Origin of the sequence: Bradyrhizobium sp. 2TAF24 (assembly GCF_052115025.1) — a bacterium.
In the GTDB taxonomy this organism is placed as follows: Bacteria; Pseudomonadota; Alphaproteobacteria; order Rhizobiales; family Xanthobacteraceae; genus Bradyrhizobium_A.
Window position 1 is genome coordinate 85,992 of the sequence record NZ_JBFRFW010000015.1, and the last position, 21,172, is coordinate 107,163.

A 21,172-nucleotide genomic window follows, 5' to 3' on the forward strand; every position below is an offset into this window, starting at 1 on the left:
AGCTTCCGGCAATGCGAACCGGTTTGGCGAGAACGGCGGAGGCGGGCCGCTGGCGGCATGCCGTCTCCAGCGGACGGCAGTGAACTGATATTGGCGCGGCACGAAGAGGCTTCGGAGGAACTGAAATGGCGTCTAATTCTGAAGATCTTCGCTCGGCCGCGCTCGCATATCACCGCCTGCCGCGCCCGGGTAAGCTCGAGATCCAGCCGATCAAGCCGCTGGCGAACCAGCGCGACCTCGCGCTGGCCTATTCGCCGGGCGTTGCTGCGGCCTGCACGGTCATCGCCGAAGATCCGGGCGAGGCCGCAACCCTGACGAGCCGCGCCAACCTGGTGGCGGTGGTGTCGAACGGCACCGCGGTGCTGGGCCTTGGCAACATCGGTCCGCTGGCCTCCAAGCCGGTGATGGAAGGCAAAGCCGTTCTCTTCAAGAAGTTCGCCAATATCGACGTGTTCGACATCGAGATCGCCGCCAACACGGTCGAGCGCGTGGTCGAGACCGTGGCCGCGCTGGAGCCGACCTTCGGCGGCATCAACCTGGAAGACATCCGCGCGCCCGAGTGCTTCGAGATCGAGGCGCAGCTCAAGGAGCGGATGAAGATTCCGGTGTTCCATGACGACCAGCATGGCACCGCGATCATTGTCGCTGCGGCGGTGCGCAACGCGCTCGCGCTCAACGGCAAGAAGCTCGAGGAAGTGAAGATCGTCACCGCCGGTGCCGGTGCCGCGGCGCTCGCCTGCCTCAATCTGCTGGTGTGGATGGGCGCCAAGCGCGAGAACGTCTGGGTCAACGACATCGACGGCCTCGTGCATGTCGGCCGCAACGAGAACATGGATCGCTGGAAGGCGGTCTATGCCCAGAAGACCGACAAGCGCACGCTCGGCGACGTCATCGGCGGCGCTGACATTTTCCTGGGGCTGTCCGGCCCGAACGTGCTGAGCCGCGAGATGGTGGCGCAGATGGCCGAGAAGCCGCTGGTGCTGGCGCTCGCCAACCCGACGCCGGAGATCATGCCGGACGACGTCCGTGCCGTGCGCCCCGACGCCATGATCTGCACCGGGCGTTCCGACTTCCCGAACCAGGTCAACAACGTTCTCTGCTTCCCGTTCATCTTCCGCGGCGCCCTCGATGTCGGCGCCACGGCGATCAACGAGGAGATGAAGCGCGCCGCGGTGGATGCGATCGCCCAGCTGGCGCGCGAGGCGCCGTCGGATGTGGTGGCGCGTTCGTCGGACGCCGGCGAAGTGCAGGGTTTCGGGCCGGGATCGCTGATCCCGAGCCCGTTCGATCCACGCCTGATGCTGCGGATCGCGCCGGCGGTGGCCAAGGCGGCCATGGAGTCGGGCGTTGCCACCCGTCCGATCACGAACTTCGACGAGTATACCGATCGGCTCGAGCGCTTCACCTTCCGCTCAGGCCTGATCATGAAACCGGTGTTCGCCAAGGCGAAGACCCAGCCGGTTCGCGTGATCTATGCCGAGGGCGAGGACGAGCGCATCCTGCGCGCCACGCAGGTGGTGCTGGAGGAGAAACTGGCGCTGCCGATCCTGGTCGGGCGGCCGTCCGTCGTCGCCGCCCGCATCGAGCGGTTCGGCCTCGCCATCCGCGCGGGTAAGGATTTCCATCTGGTCAATCCGGAAGACGATCCGCGCTATCGCTCGTATGTGCAGAGCTATATTGACGTCGCCGGCCGGCGTGGCATCACGCCGGATGCCGCCCGCACGCTGGTGCGCACCAACAACACCGTGATCGCGGCGCTGTCAGTGATGCGCGGCGAAGCCGATGCGATGATCTGCGGCGTCGAAGGCCGCTACATGAGCCACCTGCGGCACATCCGCGAGATCGTCGGATTCTGTCCCGGCGCGGACGACTGCTCGGCGCTGGCGCTGCTGATCACCAGCAAGGGGCCGTACTTCATCGCCGATACCCAGGTGCGGCTCAATCCGAGCGCGGCGGAGCTCGCCGAGATGGCGGCGCAGGCCGCGCAGCATGTCCAGCGGTTCGGCCTCAAGCCCAAGATCGCCTTCCTGTCGCACTCGGATTTCGGCAGCTACGACAGCGACTCCTCGCGCAAAATGCGCGAGGCGACACGCCTCCTGGCGCAGTCGCATCCGGAAATCGAGGCGGACGGCGAGATGCAGGGCGACTCCGCGTTGTCCCAGCTCGCACGCGCGAACATCCTGCCGCATTCGCGCCTCGAGGGCGTCGCCAACGTGCTGATCATGCCCAACCTCGATGCCGCGAACATCGCCTACCAGATGATCAAGATGATCGGGGATGCGCTGCCGGTCGGCCCCATCCTGATCGGTCCGGCGCGGCCCGCGCACATCCTCACCCCGTCGGTGACGGCGCGGGGCGTGCTCAATATGACGGCCGTCGCCGTGGTCGAAGCGCAGGAGAAGGCGAGCCGGCAGCAGCCGAACCTGTTCGCGTAAGGCCTGTTCGCTTCAGAGCCAGACGGCTCTGAATCCGGACATTGGACAACTCGCCGGCGCCGGTCATACTTTAGACCGGCGATCGGGGGCCCGAGAGCGTGTCCCCGGGATCGCCCAGTGGGGCGTTACAGTCGAATGGGGCCTGGCATGTCTGGAATTGTCGCGATCGGGCGTATTCTGTTTGCAGTGCTGTTCGTTTTCTCCGGGGCCAACAAGCTTTTCGACATTTCGGTCACGGCCCAGGAGATCGCCACCAAGGTGGTCATTCCGGCGGCGTTGACCAGCTATACCGGTCAGCTCGAGAGCCTGACCGGGATGCCGATCGCACAGCAGCTGGCGATTGCCGCCGGAGCCCTCGAAGTGATCTGCGGGCTGATGATCGCGCTCAATTTCGGCGCGCGGTTCTTTGCCGCGATCCTGATCCTGTTTGTCATCGCGGTGACTGTTTTCTACCACGATTTCTGGAACATGACCGGCGCGGATCGCGTCAATAACACGATACACGCGCTGAAGAACCTGTCGCTGGTCGGGGCGCTGCTGATCATCGTCGGCTTTCCGCGGCGCTCCGCGGAGGGCGGGATCGCCTACGGCGAGCATTGATCGGCCGCTGGCGGCGCGGTCAGGTCGCCCGGCGCCACGCGGTGACGGTGACGGGACCTTCGGCTTCGAGGATCCGGCGCTCGGCGGGACGCAGGCCCGAGGCGCGCAGGATATCGTGAGGCGAGCGTTCAGGGACGCCGGGAAACACACCGACACCGCCGGGAATATGGACCTGCGGCGCCTCCGACAGCCAGAAGGTGTCATAGCGGCCGAAGAACATCGCGAACACCACCGGGCCCCCGATGATCGCCACGGTGCCGCTGCGCACACCGGCCGCAGCACACGCGTCCTCGAAGCTCGCGCCGGCCGGATTCCACAGCGTCGCCTTGGGATTGGCAGGATCGGGCGCGAGCGCCGCGGTGTAGCGGGTCAGGATGATCCGTGTCCGCCGCGGCGAGTTGGGCTGATCCTCGAAGGATCGACGTCCATGCACGATGAGGTCGACGCCATCAAGCGCGTCGTTGAAAAAGCGTTGGTCGCCCGCGAATTTCAGGGCAGCGGGCATTTCGCGAGCGGCATCCGCCAACATGCCGTCAGCCGACACGATGACAAACCCTTCGATACGCAACACAGTCATCGTGGCAGTCCGGCAGGCTCTGGCAGAAGGCTTATTCCGAGATGGTCTGCACCACGCTCGACACCGGACGGCTGGTCACGGTCGGCAGCTTGGTGTCCTTGATCAGAGCCTCGTCGTAGCTTGCGATGGTCTGCACCGTGCCCTTGGCTTTGATATGCACCACCTTGTAGCCGCCAGCCTTCAGCCGGCGCAGCAGCGTCGGCAGCGCCTCGGCGGTATGCTTCTGGAAGTCGTGCATCAGGATGATGCCCTTGCCGAGCTTGTCGAGCTTGGTCATCACCGTGGTGATCACCTGCTCGGGGTTCTTCGACTTGAAGTCGAAGGAGTCGACGTCGCAGGACCAGATGCCGATGTTGCGCTCGCCGAGATAGGTCACCATCGCCGGTGGGTGCTGCAGGGCCGGGAAGCGGAAGAACGGAGCCGGGGGCGCCTCGAGCGCCCAGCGCACCGCGCTGAAGCCCTTCTCGATCTCGTCCTTCGCCGCCTGATCCGTCATGCCCTTGCGGGTGAGGACGGCGTGCGACCACGTATGTGCGCCGATGGTGTGGCCCTGGGCGAGCACCTGCCGGAGAATCTCGGGATGGTAGGTCGCGTGCTTGCCGATCGGAAAGAACAGGCCCTTGGTGCATTCGTCCGCCAGTGCCTTGAGCACCGCGGGTGTGTTGTTGGGCCACGGGCCGTCGTCGAAGGTCAGCACCACCTCCTTGTCGCGCAGGAAGTCGAGCTGCTTGAAGTGCTCGAAGCCGAAGCCTGGGCCGCCGGTGGTGTCGATCTGCACGACGCGGGCGACGCCGAGGGCGTCGGGATTGGTGCACGCGGTCTTGTCGGCGCTCGCCGGGGCGGCCGCAGCAGGAGCGGGAGCGGCTGCGACAGGAGCCGCCGGCGCGGGCTTGGCGGCTGCCGGGCGCGCTGGCGTCTGGGCCAGGGCGGCGGTGAACATCAACGCCGATACAGCACTCGCCACTATCAAACCCGTCGTGATTCGCATCGAATTCCCCGCCGTTCTTGAAGCAAGATTTCTTGCCGTCCTGCCGCGGTTCCATTGCCGCTGACACCATCCTAGTGTAGGCGCGACTGAGTCGCCACGGTGGCCGCTGCGACCAGTGTGGCGGGCGCGCCAGCGGCCCGATGGGCGCGGCGCGGCTAGGCCGCGCTCAAGGCGCGGCCAATGGCGGTCTTGATCCGCGTATCCGTGGGCTCGACGGCGCTGGCGAAGGCGTCGGTGATATGGCCGTCGCGGCCAAGCAGATATTTGTGGAAGTTCCAGGCGGGAACCGCCTTGGGGCGCTCTGCGGCGGCCCAGCGATAGAACGGATGGGCGTTCGGACCACGCACCACGGCCTTGGCGGTGATTGGAAATGTCACACCATATTGCGCGTGTGCGGTCTGATCGATGTCGCTGGCGCCGCCGGGCTCCTGGCCGCCGAAATCGTTCGACGGCACGGCGATCATCATCAACCCCTGGGGTTGAAACTCGGTCCAGAGCTGTTGCAGCCCGGCATATTGCGGCGTGTAGCCGCACAGCGAGGCGGTGTTGACGATCAGCATCGGCCGGCCGGCGAAGTCCGACAGGCGGATGTCCTTGCCGTCGAGCGCGGCGAACGAGAAACCGTAGGCGGTGATGCGGCTGATGCCGGGCGCCGACGATGTCTCGGCCGAGGTCGGGGAAAACGTCGCGCGGCCGAGACCGGCTGCCAGCGTCAATGTCAAGATTCGTCTGCGATCGATCATGAGCCGCTCGTCGTGATCTGCAACTGTGCCGAGGCTAGCCGATTTGCCGGCCAGGCCGGATCAACAGCCCGTTACGTGCGTGGCGGCGGCTCCTTGCACCAGGGCAGCGGCAGCAGCGGCATGTAGTGGCCATTCCAGGCGCAGACTTCTTCCGGCCCGCTGCGCTTGAGCATGTAGTGCACCGGCTCGGCCTGACCGAGCACGATATGGATGGTGAACAGTGCTGCGCCGATCGGATAGGCGAACCGCCAGGTGCGTACCTCGCTGAGGTGGTCGAGCAGCACGGCGCCGGCAACGATGATCAGCGGATCGGTGAAGATGAAATACTCGGCCTTGAGGCCGCGCCGGACGCCGAGCGCATCGATGCCGATCGCTGCGAGCAGCAGCAGCAGAGCCTGGACCGCGACCTGCCGCTCGCCGCGCCGCCAAGCGTAGACGATGCCGGGAATGATGAGCCAGGTGAGAAACACCGCCGGGCGCGGCGAGGTGTAGAGAACGAAGGTCAGCCGCATCAGCACCAGCCGCACCCCGTCGAGCAGCAGCCGGGCGATGCCGAGCGCACCGCCCTCGGTGGCGGAAGCGGTCGCAGGGTCGGCGAAGCTCAGCATCCGCTCGAGCGGGTTCATCACCGCGACGAGGTCACCAATGTTGTAGGAGAGGCGAAGCGCGAGCAGTGCCAGCGCGGCGCCGCCCACGGCCGCCGCGATGGCCGCCAGCGTTTCAGCCGCGCTGATCCGCCACAACACCGCATAGCCGACCATGCCGGCAAGGAGCCAGGCGAGGAGGACGGTCTGGTATGTGCCGGGCGTTCCGATCGGCCGCAGCCCCGCCGCCGCCAGCGCCGACGGCGCGAGGCCCGCTGCGATCAGCGGCCAGGCCGTCGCGATGGCGAGCACTGCGGCCAGCACCGCGACCAGTGCGAGCGCCCAGCCGGTGGGGCGCGTCCACACGCCGACGCTCGCACTTCCCGTGGAGCCGAACGGCAGCAGTACGACCGGCAGGGCCGCGATCAGCAGGATGGCGTGGACCTTGTTCTCCAGGCCAAGGACACAGCAGGCTGCGGCGAGGGCGACCCACAGCGGGCGCCAGGTGCTGCCGCGCCGGCCGACCACGATCAGCAGCAGCAGCGCGAACACCACGCCGCAGGCGGCGAGCAGCTCGCTGCGCAGGATGCGCATATGTACGGCGACGCCGCCGGAAAAGGCAAATGCGAAGGTGGCGAGCAGAACGAGCCGCCAGTCGCGGACGATGCGGCGGACCAAGGCGCCGAACACCAGCACGCAGCCAATCGCAATCATGAACGCCAGCACCCGTCCGGCCCGCACCGCCGCGAGCATCGCAGCGTCGAAGGCCGCGCGGTCGCTGGCAGGGGGCATCGCCGACAGCGTCCAGCCATCGAGCCAGCCCAGCGCATGCAGCAGCTGGAACCAGAGCTTCACGGTGAGGATGGTGAGATAGGCCGGGTGGTCGAAATACAGCTGCGGCCGGCCATCGTTGAGCGCCAGGGCATTGTAGATGACCATGAAGTCCATGTCGGCGTTGCGCCAGTAGACCGCAGTGTAGCCCAGCGCGAAGAACGAGACCGCGAGCCCGAGCAGGATCGCGGCGAGGCCGCCACGCGGGCCGAGCCCGGTCAGCCGCGCGAGCGCATCGCGGCGCGGAAGGACGGGATCGCCGATGGCGGGCGACACGGGTTGAAGGGGCTGATCATCCATGACGGGCGTCTTCTACCCCAGCGGCAGGGGCGAGGCGACCCTGGGGGCAGGATTTTAGCGATGCCGGACGGCCGATCGGCCGTCCAGGGCTCGCTCGGCCTGAGCGGTCAGCGCAGCGGAATGATGAAGTCGGTTCCAAGCCCGGTCTCGCCGCCGAGGCCCTGGTCCGACACGATGATCGAGCCGCCGGGGGCGATCGCCGAGGCGATCCGCATCATGGCATCGTCGGGAACGGCAAGGCGGCTCAGGACTTCCGCCGGGGTGGCGGCGGGCGGCGGAGCGGGAGCCTCGGCCGGCGCTGCTGCGGCGGCGGCATGCCGGCGCCGTGGCGCCGGCTCCTCGACGGCCTTGCGCGGCGGCAGCGATGTGACCGACCAGCGGAAGGCGCCGGGGATGTCGCCATCGGCCCGGGCGGTGAAGACATGCGTGCCCAGCGGGCGATCGCTCTCCGCGATGGTCAGGGGAATATCGAACAGCGGCTCGAAGTTCTGACGCACATAGAGCCGGTTCTCCTTGCGGCTGATCAGCACGGCGATATGGCCGCTGCGCCTGGGCGCGGTCGCCACGGCAGCCTCGGGCTTGGCGGGCTGGTCCTTGGCGGCTTCGGCAGGGCGAGGCTGGTCCTTGGCGTCGGCTTGGGCGTCAGCCTTTGCATCGCTCTTGGTGTCTGTCTTCGTCTCTTCTCTGGACAGATCCTTCGACGGGGCCTGGGCGGCATCCTTGCGGTCGCCCGAGGGGGCGTTCTGGATCGCGTTGTCGCCCGGGGCGGTGGCGGGAACGGCGAGGCCTTCAGCGGGATGCAGATCGCCGCGGGGCTGGGCCTCCGCCGAAGCGGCGGGGGGCAGCGTCAACGCTCCATCGGCATTGGCGACGCGAATGCGCTCGGCGGGCTCGCTGCGCGGAAGCGTCGTCTCGGCTGGGGTGTCATCGTGCTTGGACGCCAGGCGCAAGTCCGCGACATCGGCCTCGCGCTCGGCGGCCGCAGCCCTCTCGGGTTTGGCTGGCGCCGTCTCGGCCGGCTTGCCGCCGGCAGGCGCGGCCGATGCGGAGGCATCGGGCGCATGGGTGAACAGAATGGGATGGCTGATGTCCTGCGGCGCCACCTCGCCAGGAGAAACGATCACCCGGGCGCCGAGCCGGGTCCAGGCCCACAGTTTGGTGGCAAACGCCATCGGCAGCCGGATGCAGCCATGCGAGGCCGGATAGCCCGGTACGACGCCGGCGTGGAGCGCGACCCCGGACCAGGTGATGCGCTGCATGTAGGGCATCGGCGCGTTGCTGTAGAGGTTGGAGCGGTGCCACTTGTTCTTCTGGATGACGCTGAACACGCCCATCGGGGTGGAGTGGCCACGCATCCCTGTCGACACCGGCGATTCGGCGAACAGGCCGTTGGCGTCGTAGATCTTGAGATGCTGCTTCTCGATCGAGATCGCGATGATCACCGGTCCGCGGGGCTTGGCGATATCCTTGGGCGCGTCGGCCATTTTCGGATAGCTCGGCTTCGCCGCGCGCCTGCGGGGGGCGGGCGGCGCGGGCAGCGGATCAGGCTGCTCGAAGGTCTGGTTCGGCCAGATGATCTGATAGGCGGCGGCCGGGCCCGGCAGGGCCAGTGCGCCGGTCAGGCACACGGCCATCACGGTTGCGCCGGTTCGGCTGAAAAGGGATGTCATGACTGAATGCCCACGCGCAACGGACAAGAACTGAATCCTATGACTGCTCACAATGATTCCCGGATGGTTCCGCTATGAGTGTCGCAGGCCGCGCCATGGTTCACCAGAGTGCGTCCCGCCGCTGCGCGAAAGATTGTCAGGTAAAAATTAACCAAAATCTTCCGCCGCCGGTCAGCAGGGCTGAAAATTTGCGCCCTCGGGTCGTCTTCTCATCACGGTTCCGCGATCCTACATTCGGGACGCCAAGTGCACTGTTCTAGGAGTGAACACCGATGTCGTTTGTCAGGAAGGTTGCGGGGCGTCGCTGGTTGCGGGCGGGGCTGATGGCCGCTGTCGGCGCGGTGTTGCTGGGCTCGGCGGCTTATGCCGCGGACGAGCCCGACCTGATTTTCCGCCGCTCCACGGTGTTCAAATGGCTGACGCCGAACGACAAGCTCGCGACCTACGGCATCGACGATCCGGAGGTTGAGGGAGTGGCCTGCCATTTCACCGTGCCGGAAAAGGGCGGCATCAAGGGATGGCTCGGTGTGGCTGAGGAAGTCTCCGATATTTCATTAGCTTGCCGGCAGATCGGGCCAATCCGCTTCAAGTCCAAGGCGCAGCAGGGCGACGACATGTTCCGTCAGCGCCGTTCGTTGTTCTTCAAGAAAATGCAGATCGTGCGTGGCTGCGACGCCAAGCGCAACGTGCTGGTCTACATGGTCTATTCGGATCGGCTGATCGAAGGCTCGCCGAAGAACTCGACGTCGTCGGTGCCGATCATGCCATGGGGCGCGAGTGACGTGATCCAGAAGTGCGGCGACTTCATCGGCAACTAGATGAGATGCCTTGCGCGCTACATTCGGATTTTACAATAAGACTTTGATATTGATCAATTTAAATCAAGCTGCATCAGGGTGGCGCTGGGCCCGGCGCCACGACGCCGGCGGCGGTGCCGGATTGTAGCTGCCGGTTAAACGCAGCAGCTTCTGCGGCATGGATACGTTGCTGTTGTGCATGAATGGGGATGGCTGCGACGCCATCGCGAGGTCAGGCCGCTGCGCCGCGCGTCGGTGAACGGGCGCCAGGTCCGGCGTGCAGGCCGTTGTTTCCGATGCGGTCATGTCAGATGCCGCCAGCGGCTCAATGGGGCGGCGGTCGAACGAAGTCTCATCTGCCACGGCGGTTCCTCCCGACTGGTTCCCCTGAGGCCGATCGCTCGCACCCGGTATCGGCAACTGCCGATATTGGGTGGGAGAGGTTCGATACACGTGGAATCTCGTCCTCGCAGGCGAGGCATGGAGTAACGCCCGACTGTTACAGAAGTTGCGGGACAGGCACCGTTTTGGGTTGTCGGGCCAATAATTTTCGAGGTTTTACCTCGCGGGGTTAACCAACGCTGAGCGCCCGGCCAGCAGCCGCCGCGGCTTGAACCTCGCCGTCGGTCTCCGCGACCAATCCGCGAAACCATCGCCGGAGACACGCCATGCGCGCCCTGAGCTTCCTTCTTGCCTTCGCGTTCGTGCTGGCGGCGCCGGCGCTGGATGTCTCCGCCGCTGGGGATGCACTTCCGGGTGTCGGGACATTCGCCTACGGCGGCCCCCCGGCCGGCGTCTCCACTCCCGCGATCCCCCGCATGGCCATGCGCTGAGCAGCCGAACCACCTCATCTCCTGCCGAATACCCCATGACATCGAGAATCGTTGCCATCGTGACGGGCGTCCTGATGTTGCTCGGCGGAGCGCTTCATGCGGAATCCCGTTCGTTCTCGCACATGCCGGATCCGCGCGGGGAGTTCATCCGGCTGTGCGCGCCCTACATGATCAAGCGCTCGTCGCGTCCGGAGGCGGTGTGCGACTGTCTGCACCGGCAGGCGGTGGCCGTGATCGACGACGTCGATGTGCGCGACGCGCTGCTCTATGGGATCAGCGAGACCGGGGTGCCGACCATCGACAAGGCCTGGCTGCCCGCCACCAAGGAGCGGCAGATCGATGCCGCGATGACGCGGATGGCGAAACCGACCATGGCGTGCCTCTACGGCCAATAGCGGCCGGCTGGCTCAGCGCTTGACGCAGGCCCGCGTCCGCACGATGCCCGTGGGCGTCAGCTTCGATGCCGTGACTTCCTTGATCTGGCCGGCGGGGCAGGTGCCGTCGTCGATCCGCACGCGCTGGCCGAGGCGGAAATCGCTATCCGGCGGCTCCTGGGACAGGGCGCCTGCGCCGATCGCCGCGGAGGTGACGAAGAGCATGGCGCTGGCCGCGCCAAGGACAAGCCGCAGCAATGTCGAGGTGTCGCGCGGGCCCGCGGCAGATGGCATTGAACCAAGAGGTGTCATCGGGCGCTCCCGCGTGCTGACGTCGTGTGGAGCGGTGATAGCCTGATTCTCGCTCAATCCACCCCGTGACGCGCGTGCGCGCCCCAAGGCGCGGAACTGTGGGCTGCGCAACAGGCCTTTCCGGCGGTCGATCTGGCAGCCATGCGGTTTTGAAACTTGCCGTTCGCCATTGCCGCCTCGATCATCGGCGGCCTGACGACGGGCGGCGTGTGCCTGCGCCGTGCCAGGTCCTTGTCATTCCTTGGGAGATGTCTGATGCGTGTTCTGGTGATCGGGGCCGGCGCCCTTGGCGGCTATTTTGGAGCCCGCCTGATCGAGGCCGGGCGCGACGTCACGTTCCTGGTGCGGCCACGCCGCGCCGAGCAACTGCAGCACGGGCTGGTCGTGAAGAGTCCGGCTGGCGACATCACGCTGGCGAAGCCGCCGCTGGTCATCGCCGACCGCCTCGACGGGCCGTACGACGTGGTGCTGCTGAGCTGCAAGGCTTACGACCTCACGGACGCAATGGCGGGGTTTGCGCCGGCGGTCGGCCCGTCCACGATCATCCTGCCGCTGCTCAACGGCATGGCGCATCTCGATGCGCTCAACGCCCGCTTCGGCGCGGCGCGGGTGTTCGGTGGCCAGTGCGTGATCTCGGCGACACTGAACGATCAGGGCCACATCCTGCATCTCAACGAGATGCACAGCCTGACTTTCGGCGAGCAGGGCGGCGGCCTGTCAGAGCGGGCGCGAGCGGTGGCGGCGCTGCTGTCCGGCGCGAAATTCAATGCGGCGGCGAGCGAGGCCATCCTGCAGGACATGTGGGAGAAGTGGATGTTCATCGCCACCGGCGCCGGCATGACCTGCCTGATGCGGGCGACGATCGGCGATATCGTTGCCGCCAGAGGCGCGGAATTGGCAGTGACGTTGCTGGAGGAGTGCGCACGTGTAGCGGCGGCGCATGGCTTTGCCCCGCGGCCCGCGGCGCTGGAGCGTTCGCGCGCCATGTTCACCGCGGCGGGCTCGCCGATCACCGCCTCGATGCTGCGCGACATCGAGCGCGGTGCCCGGATCGAGGCGGATCAGATCATCGGCGATTTGTTGCGGCGCGGTGTCGCGCGCGGCATCGCGCTCTCGTTGCTGCGTGTCGTGGACGTTCACCTCAAGGCCTACGAGGCGCGGCGGCGGCGCGAGCAGGAGGGATCCCTCTGACGGGCAGTCGCGTTGTTCGGCTGATCCGCCGGGGGCCAACGGGGCCTCGGGCGCAAGACGCCGAGCGATTTTGAGGCTTGCGGAACGGTCTGCGCCGGCATCGATTGACAAGTTCTAAAATAGAACTTTATGCTTGGCGTCAGGGTGCTCGGACTGGCCATGCGGCAGGCGTGGGCGTGTGGGCGCGAAACAATGCACGCAGGAGGGCGATGTGGCCAAGCGACAGGCAACGGTGGCGGTGGTGGGCGCCGGAGACTTCATCGGCGGCGAGATCGCCAAGAAATTTGCGGCGGAAGGGTTTTCCGTGTTCGTCGGCCGGCGCAACGGCGACAAGCTGGCTCCGCTGATCAAGGAGATCGAAGCGGCGGGCGGCACCGTGTTCGGGCGCTCGCTCGATGCCCGCAAGGAAGAAGAGGTTGTCAGCTTCATCGCCGACGCGGATGCCCATGCGCCGCTCGAGGCCTGCATCTTCAATATCGGCGCCAACGTCAATTTCCCGATCCTCGACACCACCGAGCGGGTGTTCCGCAAGGTCTGGGAGATGGCGTGCTATTCGGGCTTTCTGACCGGGCGCGAGGCGGCGCGGGCGATGCTGCCGCGTGGCAGGGGCGCGATCTTCTTCACCGGCGCGACCGCGAGCCTGCGTGGCGGCGTCGGCTTTGCGGCCTTCGCCAGCGCCAAGTTCGGCCTGCGTGCCGTGGCGCAGTCGATGGCGCGCGAGCTCGGGCCGAAGAACATCCATGTCGCCCACCTGATCATCGATGCCAGCGTCGATACCGAATGGGTGCGGCAACTGATCAGCACGCGCGAAGGTGCCGAGGCTGCCAAGAACATCGATCCCAATCGCCTGATGCGACCGGAGGCGGTGGCCGAGGCATACTGGCTGCTCTACCAGCAACCGCGCGATGCCTGGACCTTCGAGCACGAGATCCGGCCATTCGGCGAGAAATGGTGAGGCGAGGGAGCGGCCGTCAGGCCGCGTCGGACGACACCTTGCGGCGCGTCGCGCGCGCGGCCACCGACTTGGGGTCCGCGACCGGCGCGCCGGGACCGGGATGGGTGTGCACTTCCTTGGCGTGGAGCGGCTCGCCGCACTCGGAGCAGATCATCACCGGCTCGAAGAACTTGCCGCAGGTCTTGTGCTGATAGAGCAGCGGACGGCCGCGCTCGTCCACCATGTGGATGTCGCCCCAGCGCACGATCGCCATCAGGATCGGGTACAGGTCGAGGCCCTTCTGGGTCAGGATGTATTCGTGGCGCTTGGGGCTGGTCTGGTAGGGCACGCGGCGCAGCACGCCGAAGCGGACCAGCTTCTTGAGGCGATCCGCCAGCAGATGGCGCGTGATGCCGAGATGGGACTGAAACTCCTCGAAGCGCCGCACGCGGAGAAAACATTCCCTCAGAACGAGTACGCTCCAGCGATCACCGATCACCGCGAGTGTCCGTGCCATCGAGCACGACTCGTCCTCGAGCGCGTCCCACTTCATCGCCAATCCTCCCGGCCATTCACGGCCCAGATGTCATCTGGCCTACACATAGCAAAGATTTCCGGCCTCGCCATTCCAAAACGGCATCGATGCATTGACGTGGCCAAATGGGGCCATGCCGGCAATGCACCGCGGCGGGACGCGCCATCACCAGCCTCACGTCAGTTTGACAGTTCTATTTTAGAACTGTATGAATTTTCGCATCGCGCGCAAGACGACCTGCCCGGGCACGCGGGCCGCGCAACGGGAGGACAGCGATGGCACCGAAGGTGGAGTTTCAGTTCGACTTCGGCAGCCCCAATGCCTATCTCGCCGCGCAGGTCATCCCGGCGATCGAGGCGCGCACCGGGGTCAAGTTCGCTTACGTGCCGGTGCTGCTCGGCGGCATCTACAAGCTGACCAACAACAGCTCGCCAGCGGATTACCTGCGCGGCGTCAAGAACAAGCCCGAGCACATGCAGCGCGAGACCGAGCGCTTCATCCATCGGCACCATCTGACACGGTTCACGCCGAATCCGTTCTTTCCCGTGATCACCTTGATGCTGATGCGCGGCGCGGTCGCGGCCGAGTTCGAGGGCGTGTTCGAGCCCTACTTCCGGGCCGCCTACCATCACATGTGGGAGGCGCCCAAGAAGATGGACGATCCGCAGGTGCTGCGCGAGGCGCTGATCGCCTCGGGGCTGGACGCCGACCGCCTGATCGCGCGCTCGCAGCAGGCCGACGTCAAGGCGAAGCTGATCGCGCTGACCCAGGACGCGGTCGACCGCGGCGCGTTCGGCTCGCCGACCTTCTTCGTCGGCGACGAGATGTTTTTCGGCAAGGACCAGCTGCGTGACGTCGAGGAGGAAATCCTCACCCAGCAGGCGCGGGCGGCTTGAACCGCCTCGCGGTGCTGTCCGTCAGAAGGTTTCCTTGAACGGCCGCAGATCGATCTCCTGGGTCCAGGCGGAGCGCGGCTGGCGGTGGAGCTGCCAGTAGGTCTCGGCGATGGCGTCGACACCGAGCAGGCCATCCTCGCCGCGCTCTGCAAGGATGTTCGGATTGCGCGAGCGCAACCGTTCGCCGTTGACGCCGCCGTCCACCACGACATGGGCGACATGAAGGCCAAGCCTGCCGTAGTCGCGCGCCATGCTCTGCGAGATCATGCGCAGGCCCGCCTTGGCGGCGGCGAACTGGGCAAAGCCGGGCTTGCCCCGCAGGCTGGCGGACGCGCCGGTGAAGATCACCGTGCCGCGTCCAAGCGGCACCAGCCGGCGCGCGGCCTCGCGCCCGACCAGGAAGCCGCCGAAGCAGCAGACCCGCCAGAACTCTTCGAACTGCTGGGCCGTCACGTCGCGGAATTCGATGGGCCGATTGATGCCGGCATTGAAGATGACCGCGTCGGGCGCGTCGAAACCGGCACCGAGCGCCATCACCTGATCGAACAGACGGACGACATCGCCTTCCTGCGTGGCGTCGGCGACCACGGCTTGCGCGCTGCCGCCGGCTTTGGCGATCGTGTCCACGACCCGCGCCAGCTTGTCAGTGGTGCGTCCGGTGGCGACCACATGGTAGCCCTCGGCGGCGAAGCGGCGGCAGACGGCGGCACCCACGCCGAGCTCGGCCCCGACGCCGACGACGATCGCGGTTGGCTTGGCCATTATGGTTCTCCTGGATTGCCTGCTGCTGGCGGGCGAGCCTAGCGCGAAGCTGCTGGCGCGCGAAGCAAGCAATTGCTTGAATCTCCGCGGGGCACGCATGCGGCCTGGACATGGTCGATCTCACCATAAATATGATATTCGTCATATTATTTGCAGTTGCGGGGTGCGACCATGGCGATGCGGCGGGAGATCGGGCTGGAGGAGGGAGCCGGTGCGCGCGCGGGCGTAACGGCCGGGACGGCGCAGATCCTGATCCTTGCCGGGCTGGCGGCTCTCGGGACACTGGCGACCAGTATCCTGCTGCCGTCGCTACCGAGCCTGGCCCGCAGCTTCGCGGTGCCGACCACGGCGGTTGCCAGCACGATCAGCCTGTACCTTGCGGTCTTCGCGACGGGCCAGCTCGTGGTTGGGCCGCTGTCGGACCGATTCGGCCGTCGCGGCCTGGTGCTGGGCGGTCTCGTGGTGTTCATCGGCGGCAGCGCGATCTGCGGCGTTGCGAGTGACCTGCCGATGCTGCTGGCGGGGCGGGTGGTGCAGGCGCTTGGCGCCTGCGCGGCTTCAGTGCTGGCACGGGCGATCGCGCGGGACCTGCTGGAGGGGGCGGCGCTGGGACGGGCGCTCGCCTTCATCATGGTGGCGACCGCGGCTGCGCCAGGCTTTTCGCCGCTGCTCGGCGGGACGCTGGAGCAGGTGTTCGGCTGGCCATCGGCATTCGCGGTGGTGGCGCTGGTCGCCGCGGTGATCGCGGTGCTCTACGGCCGCGTATTCGGCGAAACCCATGACGGCGCGCGGCTACCGCTCGATCCGCTCCATATCGGAGGCGCCTATCTCGCGCTCTTGCGGGATCGCCGGTTCATCGCGCCGGGGCTGACCGTGGGATTGATCATGGGCGGCTTGTTCGCGATGTTCGCGGCATCGCCAGCGATCCTGATCGAGGGGCTGGGCTATGCGCCGCTGACACTCGGAATGTTCTTCGCCGCGACCGTGTTCGTGGTGTTCGCCGCCGGGATGCTGGCGCCGCGGCTTGCCGCACGTCTCGGTTTGCGCGGCGCCATCCTGACCGGGCTCGGGGTTGCGGCCTGCGGCGGCGTTGCGCTGCTGGTCGCGCAGGCGATCGACCGGTCGTTGCCGGCATACCTGTTGCCGGTGATCGTCTTTCTGTTCGGCATGGGCATCGTCAATCCGCTCGGCACCGCGCTGACGCTGTCGCCATTCGGGGATCGGGCGGGGCTCGCGTCCGCACTGGTGGGGTTTCTGCAGATGGCGGGCGCGGCGGCCGGGGTCAGTGTGACTGCCGCGCTGGCGCTGCCGGTGATGGCGGCGCTCGGTGTTGTCATGACATCTGCCGCATTCGCGGCATTGGTGATCTTCTGGAGTGGCCGTCCCGCCGCGGCGTGAGCCGTGCATGGTTTCCGCCATGAAAAAAGCCCCCGCCGTGCGTGAGGCGGGGGCGCGTTAAGGCGGCCGATGTGCGTCAGTGCGCGGCGCGCTCGATCGCGATGGCGGTGGCTTCGCCGCCGCCGATACACAGCGATGCGACGCCGCGGCGCAGGTCGTTGTTGGCCATCGCATGCAGCAGCGTCACGATCAGCCGCGCGCCGGTGGCGCCGATCGGATGGCCGAGCGCGCAGGCGCCGCCGTTGATGTTGAGCTTGTCGCGGGGGATGCCGAGATCGCGCGCCGCGGCCATCGGCACCACTGCGAAAGCTTCGTTGATCTCGAACAGGTCGACATCGCCGACACTCCAGCCGACCTTGTCCAGCAGCTTGCGGATCGCCGGGATCGGCGCGGTGGTGAACCACTGCGGCTGCTGGCTGTGAGTGGCATGGCCCTTGATTTCGGCGAGGATCGGCAAGCCGTCGCGCTCGGCGAGCGAGCGGCGGGTGAGCACGAGTGCGGCTGCGCCGTCGGCATTGGCCGAGGAGGTGGCCGGCGTGATGGTGCCGTTGGGGCGGAATGCCGGCTTGAGGTTCGGGATCTTGGCAGGATCGACCTTCAGCGGATGTTCGTCGTTGGCGATGGTGCGCTGGCCGGCTTTCTCGGTGAGCACGATCGGCGCGATCTCCGCCTTGAACGCGCCGCTTTCCACCGCTTTGCGGGCGCGCGTCAGCGTCTCCACCGCGTAGTCGTCCTGATCCTTGCGGCTGAACTGGTAGGATTCCGCCGTCGCCTCGCCGAAGTCACCCATCGAGCGGCCGCTCTCATAGGCGTCCTCGAGGCCGTCCATCAGCATGTGGTCGATGATGCGGTCGTGACCGACGCGGTAGCCGGAGCGCGCCTTGGCCAGCAGATAAGGCGCGTTCGACATGCTCTCCATGCCGCCGGAGACGACGATCTCCGCCGAGCCGGCGAGGATGATGTCATGGGCGAGCATGGTCGCCTTCATGCCCGAGCCGCACACCTTGTTGACGGTGGTCGCACCGGTCGCGTCCGGGAGCTTGGCGCCGCGTGCGGCCTGGCGCGCGGGCGCCTGACCCTGGCCTGCCGGCAGCACGCAGCCCATGAACACCTCATCGATCCGTTCCGCGGAAATCCCGGCGCGCTCGATCGCCGCGCTGATCACATGCGAGCCGAGTTGATGGGCGCTGAGCGGCGACAGCTCGCCCTGAAAGCGGCCGAGCGGCGTGCGCGCGGCGGCGACGATGACAATCGGATCTGACGACATGGATGCGCTCCCGAGGAGAGACCGTGCGAACCGCGCGGTCCAATTTGAATGATATTGATCATATTATGCCGCACGACCTCTGATTGCAATTGCGGCAAGGCAGAGATGCAGTCTGTGTATGCCGGCGCAGGTGGACGAAGTGTCGCGTGCCCGACATTGACGTGATTAAGATACCTCTAATCAGTCGACGGTAGGATGATCCGGGTCGAAGCCTGATTTCATCGTTTCATTCAACCGGAGACGTCCATGAAGCTGTTCGAAAACCTTCCCATTGCCGCAAAGCTGGGAGGGCTGGTGGTGATCGCGCTGCTTGGTCTGGGAGCAGCAGGTGTCGAAGCCACGCGGCTGATGAGTGACGTCATTCTCAACGACAGGATGGAGCAGACACACGCCATCGTTGATGTCGCGAAGAATGTAGCGGCTGGATTGCAGAAGCAGGTCGAGGCGGGACAGTTGAGCAAGGAGGCTGCGATCCAGGAGTTCGCGCGTCGTGCACAGGCCATGACCTACGACAAGGGCAACGGTTACCTGTTCATTTTCACCAATGAGGGTGTGACGCTGGCCTCGCCCAACCCCAAGCAGATCGGCGTCAATCGCCTTGATGAAAAGACCAACGGTCGCGCGCTGACCCGTGAGCTGCGTGATGGTGCGGTGGCCAAGGGCGAGGTGACACTGCGCTACGAATACATCAAGCCGGGCGAGACCGAGCCGGTGCGCAAGCTGTCCTACGCGGTGGCGATTCCCGGCTGGGACATCGTGGTCGGCACCGGAGCCTATCTCGATGATCTCGACACCAAACTGAAGCCGATCGCCTGGTCGCTCGGTCTTGCGATGCTGGCGATCGCCTGCATCACGGGCCTCGTCGCCGTGTTCACCGCGCGCAGCATCGCCGGGCCGCTCGGCCGGCTCGGCAACGCCATGCGGCAGCTCGCCGACGGCAACCTGGAGACGGAGATCCCCGGCACCACACGGCGCGACGAGGTCGGCGCCATGGCCAAGACCGTCCAGGTGTTCAAGGACAACGCGCTGCGGATCCGCGGGCTCGAGCAGAAGGAGGCGGAGGTGCAGCAGCAGGCCGCCGCAGAGCGCCGCGCCGCCATGGTCGCGCTCGCCGATGGCTTCGAGCGCAGCGTCAATGGCGTCGTGCGTTCAGTCGCGACCTCGGCGGTCGAGATGCAGGCCGCCGCCGAGACGATGACGACGACGGCGGGCGATGCCAGCCAGCGTGCCGGTACCGTCAGCGACGTGTCGGAGAAGGCGCTCGGCAACGTGCAGACGGTCGCTGCCGCGGCGGAGGAATTGTCGGCTTCTGTTGCCGAGATTTCGCGGCAGGTGGCGCAGTCGAATGAGATCGCTCGCCGCGCGGTGGTGGAAGCCGAGCAGACCAACTCGACGGTGCAGCAGCTTTCGGGCGGTGCCGAAAAGATCGGAGCGGTGGTTCAGCTGATCCAGACCATCGCCGAGCAGACCAACCTGCTGGCACTCAACGCCACCATCGAGGCGGCGCGCGCCGGCGAAGCCGGTCGCGGATTCGCCGTGGTGGCGTCGGAGGTGAAGGCGCTGGCGACCCAGACCGCGAAGGCGACCGAAGAGATTTCGGCGCAGGTCACCAACATGCAGGCGACCACGGGTGAGGCCGTCGCTGCCATCAACGGCATTGCCGGCACCATTGGCAAGATGAGCGAGATCGCGGTGACGATTTCCTCGGCGGTCGAGGAGCAGGGCGCGGCGACCCGCGAGATCGCACGTAACATCCAGGCGGCGGCGCAGGGATCGAGCGACATCACCGGTCATATCGGCGACGTCAGCAAGGCGGCCTCCGCCACCGGCACCGCGGCCACCGAGGTGTTGCGCGGAGCGCGGGAACTCGATCAGCAGGCGGGCATGCTGCGCTCCGCCGTCGACGATTTTCTCAGCAAGGTGCGCGCTGCCTGATCGCATCGCGAAACCGCTGAACGCAACACCCCGGATGGCCTGGCCGTCCGGGGTGCGTATCGGTTGTCTGTATCCGGCGCAGGTGGCCCGCGCCGCCCGCCGTGGCTCAGGCGACCTTTGCGGCCGCGCGAGCCGGCTGCCCGAGGAAGCCGGCGAGCCGGCCCAGGATAAGTTCCTCCGCTTCAGTCATGATGCGGTCGATCAGCTCCTTCACCGTCGGGACGTCGTGGATCAGGCCGGCGACCATGCCGCAGCTCCAGGCACCCGCGTCCATGTCACCCTCGATCATGACCTTGGGATAGACGCCCGCAACCTGGTCGATGATGTCGTCGATCTTGAGCCCTGCGCCTTTCTCGCGCTCGATCTCGAGCAGACGATCGACATTAGCGTTGCGCAGCACCCGCTCGGTGTTGCGTAGCGCCCGCATGATCAGGCGGGTGTCGAGCTCGGTGGCCGCCACCAGCGCCTTCTTGACGTTGTCATGGACTGGCGCCTCCTTGGTGGCGATGAAGCGGGTGCCCATGTTCATGCCCTCTGCGCCCATCGCCAGTGACGCCACCAGGCTACGCGCATCGGCCATGCCGCCGGAGGCAACAAATGGAATCTTTAGCTCCTCCGCGGCACGCGGCAGCAGGATCATGTTGGGGATGTCGTCCTCGCCGGGATGGCCGCCGCACTCGAAGCCGTCGACGCTGACAGCGTCGCAGCCGATGCTCTCGGCCTTCAGCGAGTGCCGGACCGAGGTGCATTTGTGAATCACCTTGATGCCGGCCGCCTTCAACGCCGGCATGTACTGCTCAGGGCTGCGGCCCGCGGTCTCGACGATCTTGACGCCGCCTTCCTTGATGGCTGCGATGTATTCCGGATAGGGCGGCTTGGCGAAGGTCGGCAGGAAGGTGAGGTTGACGCCGAACGGCTTGTCGGTCATGTCGCGGCAGCGCGCGATCTCCCTGGCGAGCAGCTCGGGGGTCTTCTGCGTCAGTCCGGTGATGATGCCGAGGCCACCGGCATTGGACACGGCGGAGGCGAGCTCCGCGAAGCCGACATAGTGCATTCCGCCCTGGATGATGGGGTGCGCGATGCCGAACAGTTCCGTGATGCGTGTCTTCATGCCGTTCTCCTTGGTGCTTCCTGATCGGTGCCTGGCTGCCGGCCCGTCGGTGTTATGAGACTACTATGGTTCTAAAAGGGAACTAAAGGGGATAGTGCG

The 21,172-nt window shown here is 66.5% G+C and carries 21 protein-coding genes; 10 read left to right on the plus strand and 11 right to left on the minus strand.

The features are described from left to right. Positions 1 to 125 precede the first annotated feature (125 nt). Both AB4Z37_RS23045 and AB4Z37_RS23050 read left to right on the plus strand, forming a co-directional pair. Positions 126 to 2,435 carry an NADP-dependent malic enzyme gene (locus tag AB4Z37_RS23045; protein WP_441519074.1) on the plus strand — a complete coding sequence of 770 codons (2,310 nt, stop codon included), beginning with the start codon at positions 126 to 128 and terminating at the stop codon, positions 2,433 to 2,435. Between the two features lie 147 nt (positions 2,436 to 2,582). Continuing rightward, positions 2,583 to 3,035 (plus strand): DoxX family protein, encoded by a 453-nt coding sequence (locus tag AB4Z37_RS23050; protein ID WP_441519075.1) that lies wholly within the window; start codon positions 2,583 to 2,585, stop codon positions 3,033 to 3,035. Between the two features lie 19 nt (positions 3,036 to 3,054). On the opposite strand, the gene AB4Z37_RS23055 is transcribed toward AB4Z37_RS23050, so the two are convergent. The 5 genes from AB4Z37_RS23055 to AB4Z37_RS23075 all read right to left on the minus strand — a co-directional run bounded on the left by AB4Z37_RS23055 (position 3,055) and on the right by AB4Z37_RS23075 (position 8,728). Beyond that, the gene (locus AB4Z37_RS23055) at positions 3,055 to 3,612 is read right to left on the minus strand and encodes a dihydrofolate reductase (protein ID WP_441519076.1); all 558 of its coding nucleotides are present in this window, start codon (positions 3,610 to 3,612) and stop codon (positions 3,055 to 3,057) included. A 31-nt stretch (positions 3,613 to 3,643) separates the two neighbouring features. Then, a complete protein-coding gene (locus tag AB4Z37_RS23060) occupies positions 3,644 to 4,600 on the minus strand; it encodes a polysaccharide deacetylase family protein (protein ID WP_441519077.1) in 957 nt (318 codons plus the stop codon). A gap of 155 nt (positions 4,601 to 4,755) precedes the next feature. Further along, the gene (locus AB4Z37_RS23065) at positions 4,756 to 5,343 is read right to left on the minus strand and encodes a glutathione peroxidase (protein ID WP_441519078.1); all 588 of its coding nucleotides are present in this window, start codon (positions 5,341 to 5,343) and stop codon (positions 4,756 to 4,758) included. A 71-nt stretch (positions 5,344 to 5,414) separates the two neighbouring features. Then, complete coding sequence (locus tag AB4Z37_RS23070; protein WP_441519079.1) at positions 5,415 to 7,058, minus strand: hypothetical protein; 1,644 nt, start codon at positions 7,056 to 7,058, stop codon at positions 5,415 to 5,417. 107 nt (positions 7,059 to 7,165) lie between these two features. Next, entirely contained in the window at positions 7,166 to 8,728 is a 1,563-nt protein-coding gene (locus tag AB4Z37_RS23075) for a L,D-transpeptidase family protein (protein ID WP_441519080.1), read from the minus strand. Between the two features lie 323 nt (positions 8,729 to 9,051). Between AB4Z37_RS23075 and AB4Z37_RS23080 the strand changes: the two genes are divergently transcribed. Beyond that, the gene (locus AB4Z37_RS23080) at positions 9,052 to 9,546 is read left to right on the plus strand and encodes a CreA family protein (protein ID WP_441519141.1); all 495 of its coding nucleotides are present in this window, start codon (positions 9,052 to 9,054) and stop codon (positions 9,544 to 9,546) included. Between the two features lie 63 nt (positions 9,547 to 9,609). Here the strand turns inward: AB4Z37_RS23080 and AB4Z37_RS23085 are convergent, their stop codons facing one another. Next, positions 9,610 to 9,831, minus strand: a complete 222-nt coding sequence (locus tag AB4Z37_RS23085; protein WP_441519081.1) for a hypothetical protein — start codon at positions 9,829 to 9,831, stop codon at positions 9,610 to 9,612. A gap of 362 nt (positions 9,832 to 10,193) precedes the next feature. Between AB4Z37_RS23085 and AB4Z37_RS23090 the strand changes: the two genes are divergently transcribed. Continuing rightward, complete coding sequence (locus AB4Z37_RS23090) at positions 10,194 to 10,358, plus strand: hypothetical protein (protein ID WP_441519082.1); 165 nt, start codon at positions 10,194 to 10,196, stop codon at positions 10,356 to 10,358. Positions 10,359 to 10,393: 35 nt separating this feature from the next. After that, positions 10,394 to 10,753: a hypothetical protein gene (locus AB4Z37_RS23095; protein WP_441519083.1), complete on the plus strand. Its 360-nt coding sequence runs from the start codon at positions 10,394 to 10,396 to the stop codon at positions 10,751 to 10,753. A gap of 12 nt (positions 10,754 to 10,765) precedes the next feature. Here the strand turns inward: AB4Z37_RS23095 and AB4Z37_RS23100 are convergent, their stop codons facing one another. Further along, complete coding sequence (locus AB4Z37_RS23100) at positions 10,766 to 11,026, minus strand: DUF6719 family protein (RefSeq protein WP_441519084.1); 261 nt, start codon at positions 11,024 to 11,026, stop codon at positions 10,766 to 10,768. 273 nt (positions 11,027 to 11,299) lie between these two features. Between AB4Z37_RS23100 and panE the strand changes: the two genes are divergently transcribed. Both panE and AB4Z37_RS23110 read left to right on the plus strand, forming a co-directional pair. Then, on the plus strand, positions 11,300 to 12,235 hold the full coding sequence (gene panE, locus AB4Z37_RS23105) for a 2-dehydropantoate 2-reductase (protein WP_441519085.1): 936 nt from the start codon (positions 11,300 to 11,302) through the stop codon (positions 12,233 to 12,235). Positions 12,236 to 12,446: 211 nt separating this feature from the next. Further along, the gene (locus tag AB4Z37_RS23110; protein ID WP_441519086.1) at positions 12,447 to 13,190 is read left to right on the plus strand and encodes an SDR family NAD(P)-dependent oxidoreductase; all 744 of its coding nucleotides are present in this window, start codon (positions 12,447 to 12,449) and stop codon (positions 13,188 to 13,190) included. A 16-nt stretch (positions 13,191 to 13,206) separates the two neighbouring features. On the opposite strand, the gene AB4Z37_RS23115 is transcribed toward AB4Z37_RS23110, so the two are convergent. Beyond that, positions 13,207 to 13,722, minus strand: a complete 516-nt coding sequence (locus tag AB4Z37_RS23115) for a winged helix-turn-helix transcriptional regulator (protein ID WP_441519087.1) — start codon at positions 13,720 to 13,722, stop codon at positions 13,207 to 13,209. 257 nt (positions 13,723 to 13,979) lie between these two features. Between AB4Z37_RS23115 and AB4Z37_RS23120 the strand changes: the two genes are divergently transcribed. Beyond that, entirely contained in the window at positions 13,980 to 14,600 is a 621-nt protein-coding gene (locus AB4Z37_RS23120; protein ID WP_441519088.1) for a 2-hydroxychromene-2-carboxylate isomerase, read from the plus strand. Positions 14,601 to 14,621: 21 nt separating this feature from the next. Here AB4Z37_RS23120 and AB4Z37_RS23125 read toward each other — a convergent pair whose 3' ends face one another. Then, positions 14,622 to 15,362 carry an SDR family NAD(P)-dependent oxidoreductase gene (locus tag AB4Z37_RS23125; RefSeq protein ID WP_441519089.1) on the minus strand — a complete coding sequence of 247 codons (741 nt, stop codon included), beginning with the start codon at positions 15,360 to 15,362 and terminating at the stop codon, positions 14,622 to 14,624. A gap of 171 nt (positions 15,363 to 15,533) precedes the next feature. Here AB4Z37_RS23125 and AB4Z37_RS23130 point away from each other — a divergent pair, with 171 nt between their 5' ends. Then, positions 15,534 to 16,760, plus strand: a complete 1,227-nt coding sequence (locus AB4Z37_RS23130) for a multidrug effflux MFS transporter (protein WP_441519090.1) — start codon at positions 15,534 to 15,536, stop codon at positions 16,758 to 16,760. Positions 16,761 to 16,836: 76 nt separating this feature from the next. Here the strand turns inward: AB4Z37_RS23130 and AB4Z37_RS23135 are convergent, their stop codons facing one another. Beyond that, complete coding sequence (locus AB4Z37_RS23135) at positions 16,837 to 18,027, minus strand: acetyl-CoA C-acyltransferase (protein ID WP_441519091.1); 1,191 nt, start codon at positions 18,025 to 18,027, stop codon at positions 16,837 to 16,839. Positions 18,028 to 18,273: 246 nt separating this feature from the next. On the opposite strand from AB4Z37_RS23135, the gene AB4Z37_RS23140 reads away from it, so the two are divergent. After that, positions 18,274 to 19,962: a methyl-accepting chemotaxis protein gene (locus AB4Z37_RS23140; RefSeq protein WP_441519092.1), complete on the plus strand. Its 1,689-nt coding sequence runs from the start codon at positions 18,274 to 18,276 to the stop codon at positions 19,960 to 19,962. 106 nt (positions 19,963 to 20,068) lie between these two features. Here the strand turns inward: AB4Z37_RS23140 and AB4Z37_RS23145 are convergent, their stop codons facing one another. Continuing rightward, on the minus strand, positions 20,069 to 21,073 hold the full coding sequence (locus tag AB4Z37_RS23145; protein ID WP_441519093.1) for an NAD(P)H-dependent flavin oxidoreductase: 1,005 nt from the start codon (positions 21,071 to 21,073) through the stop codon (positions 20,069 to 20,071). Positions 21,074 to 21,172 lie beyond the last annotated feature (99 nt).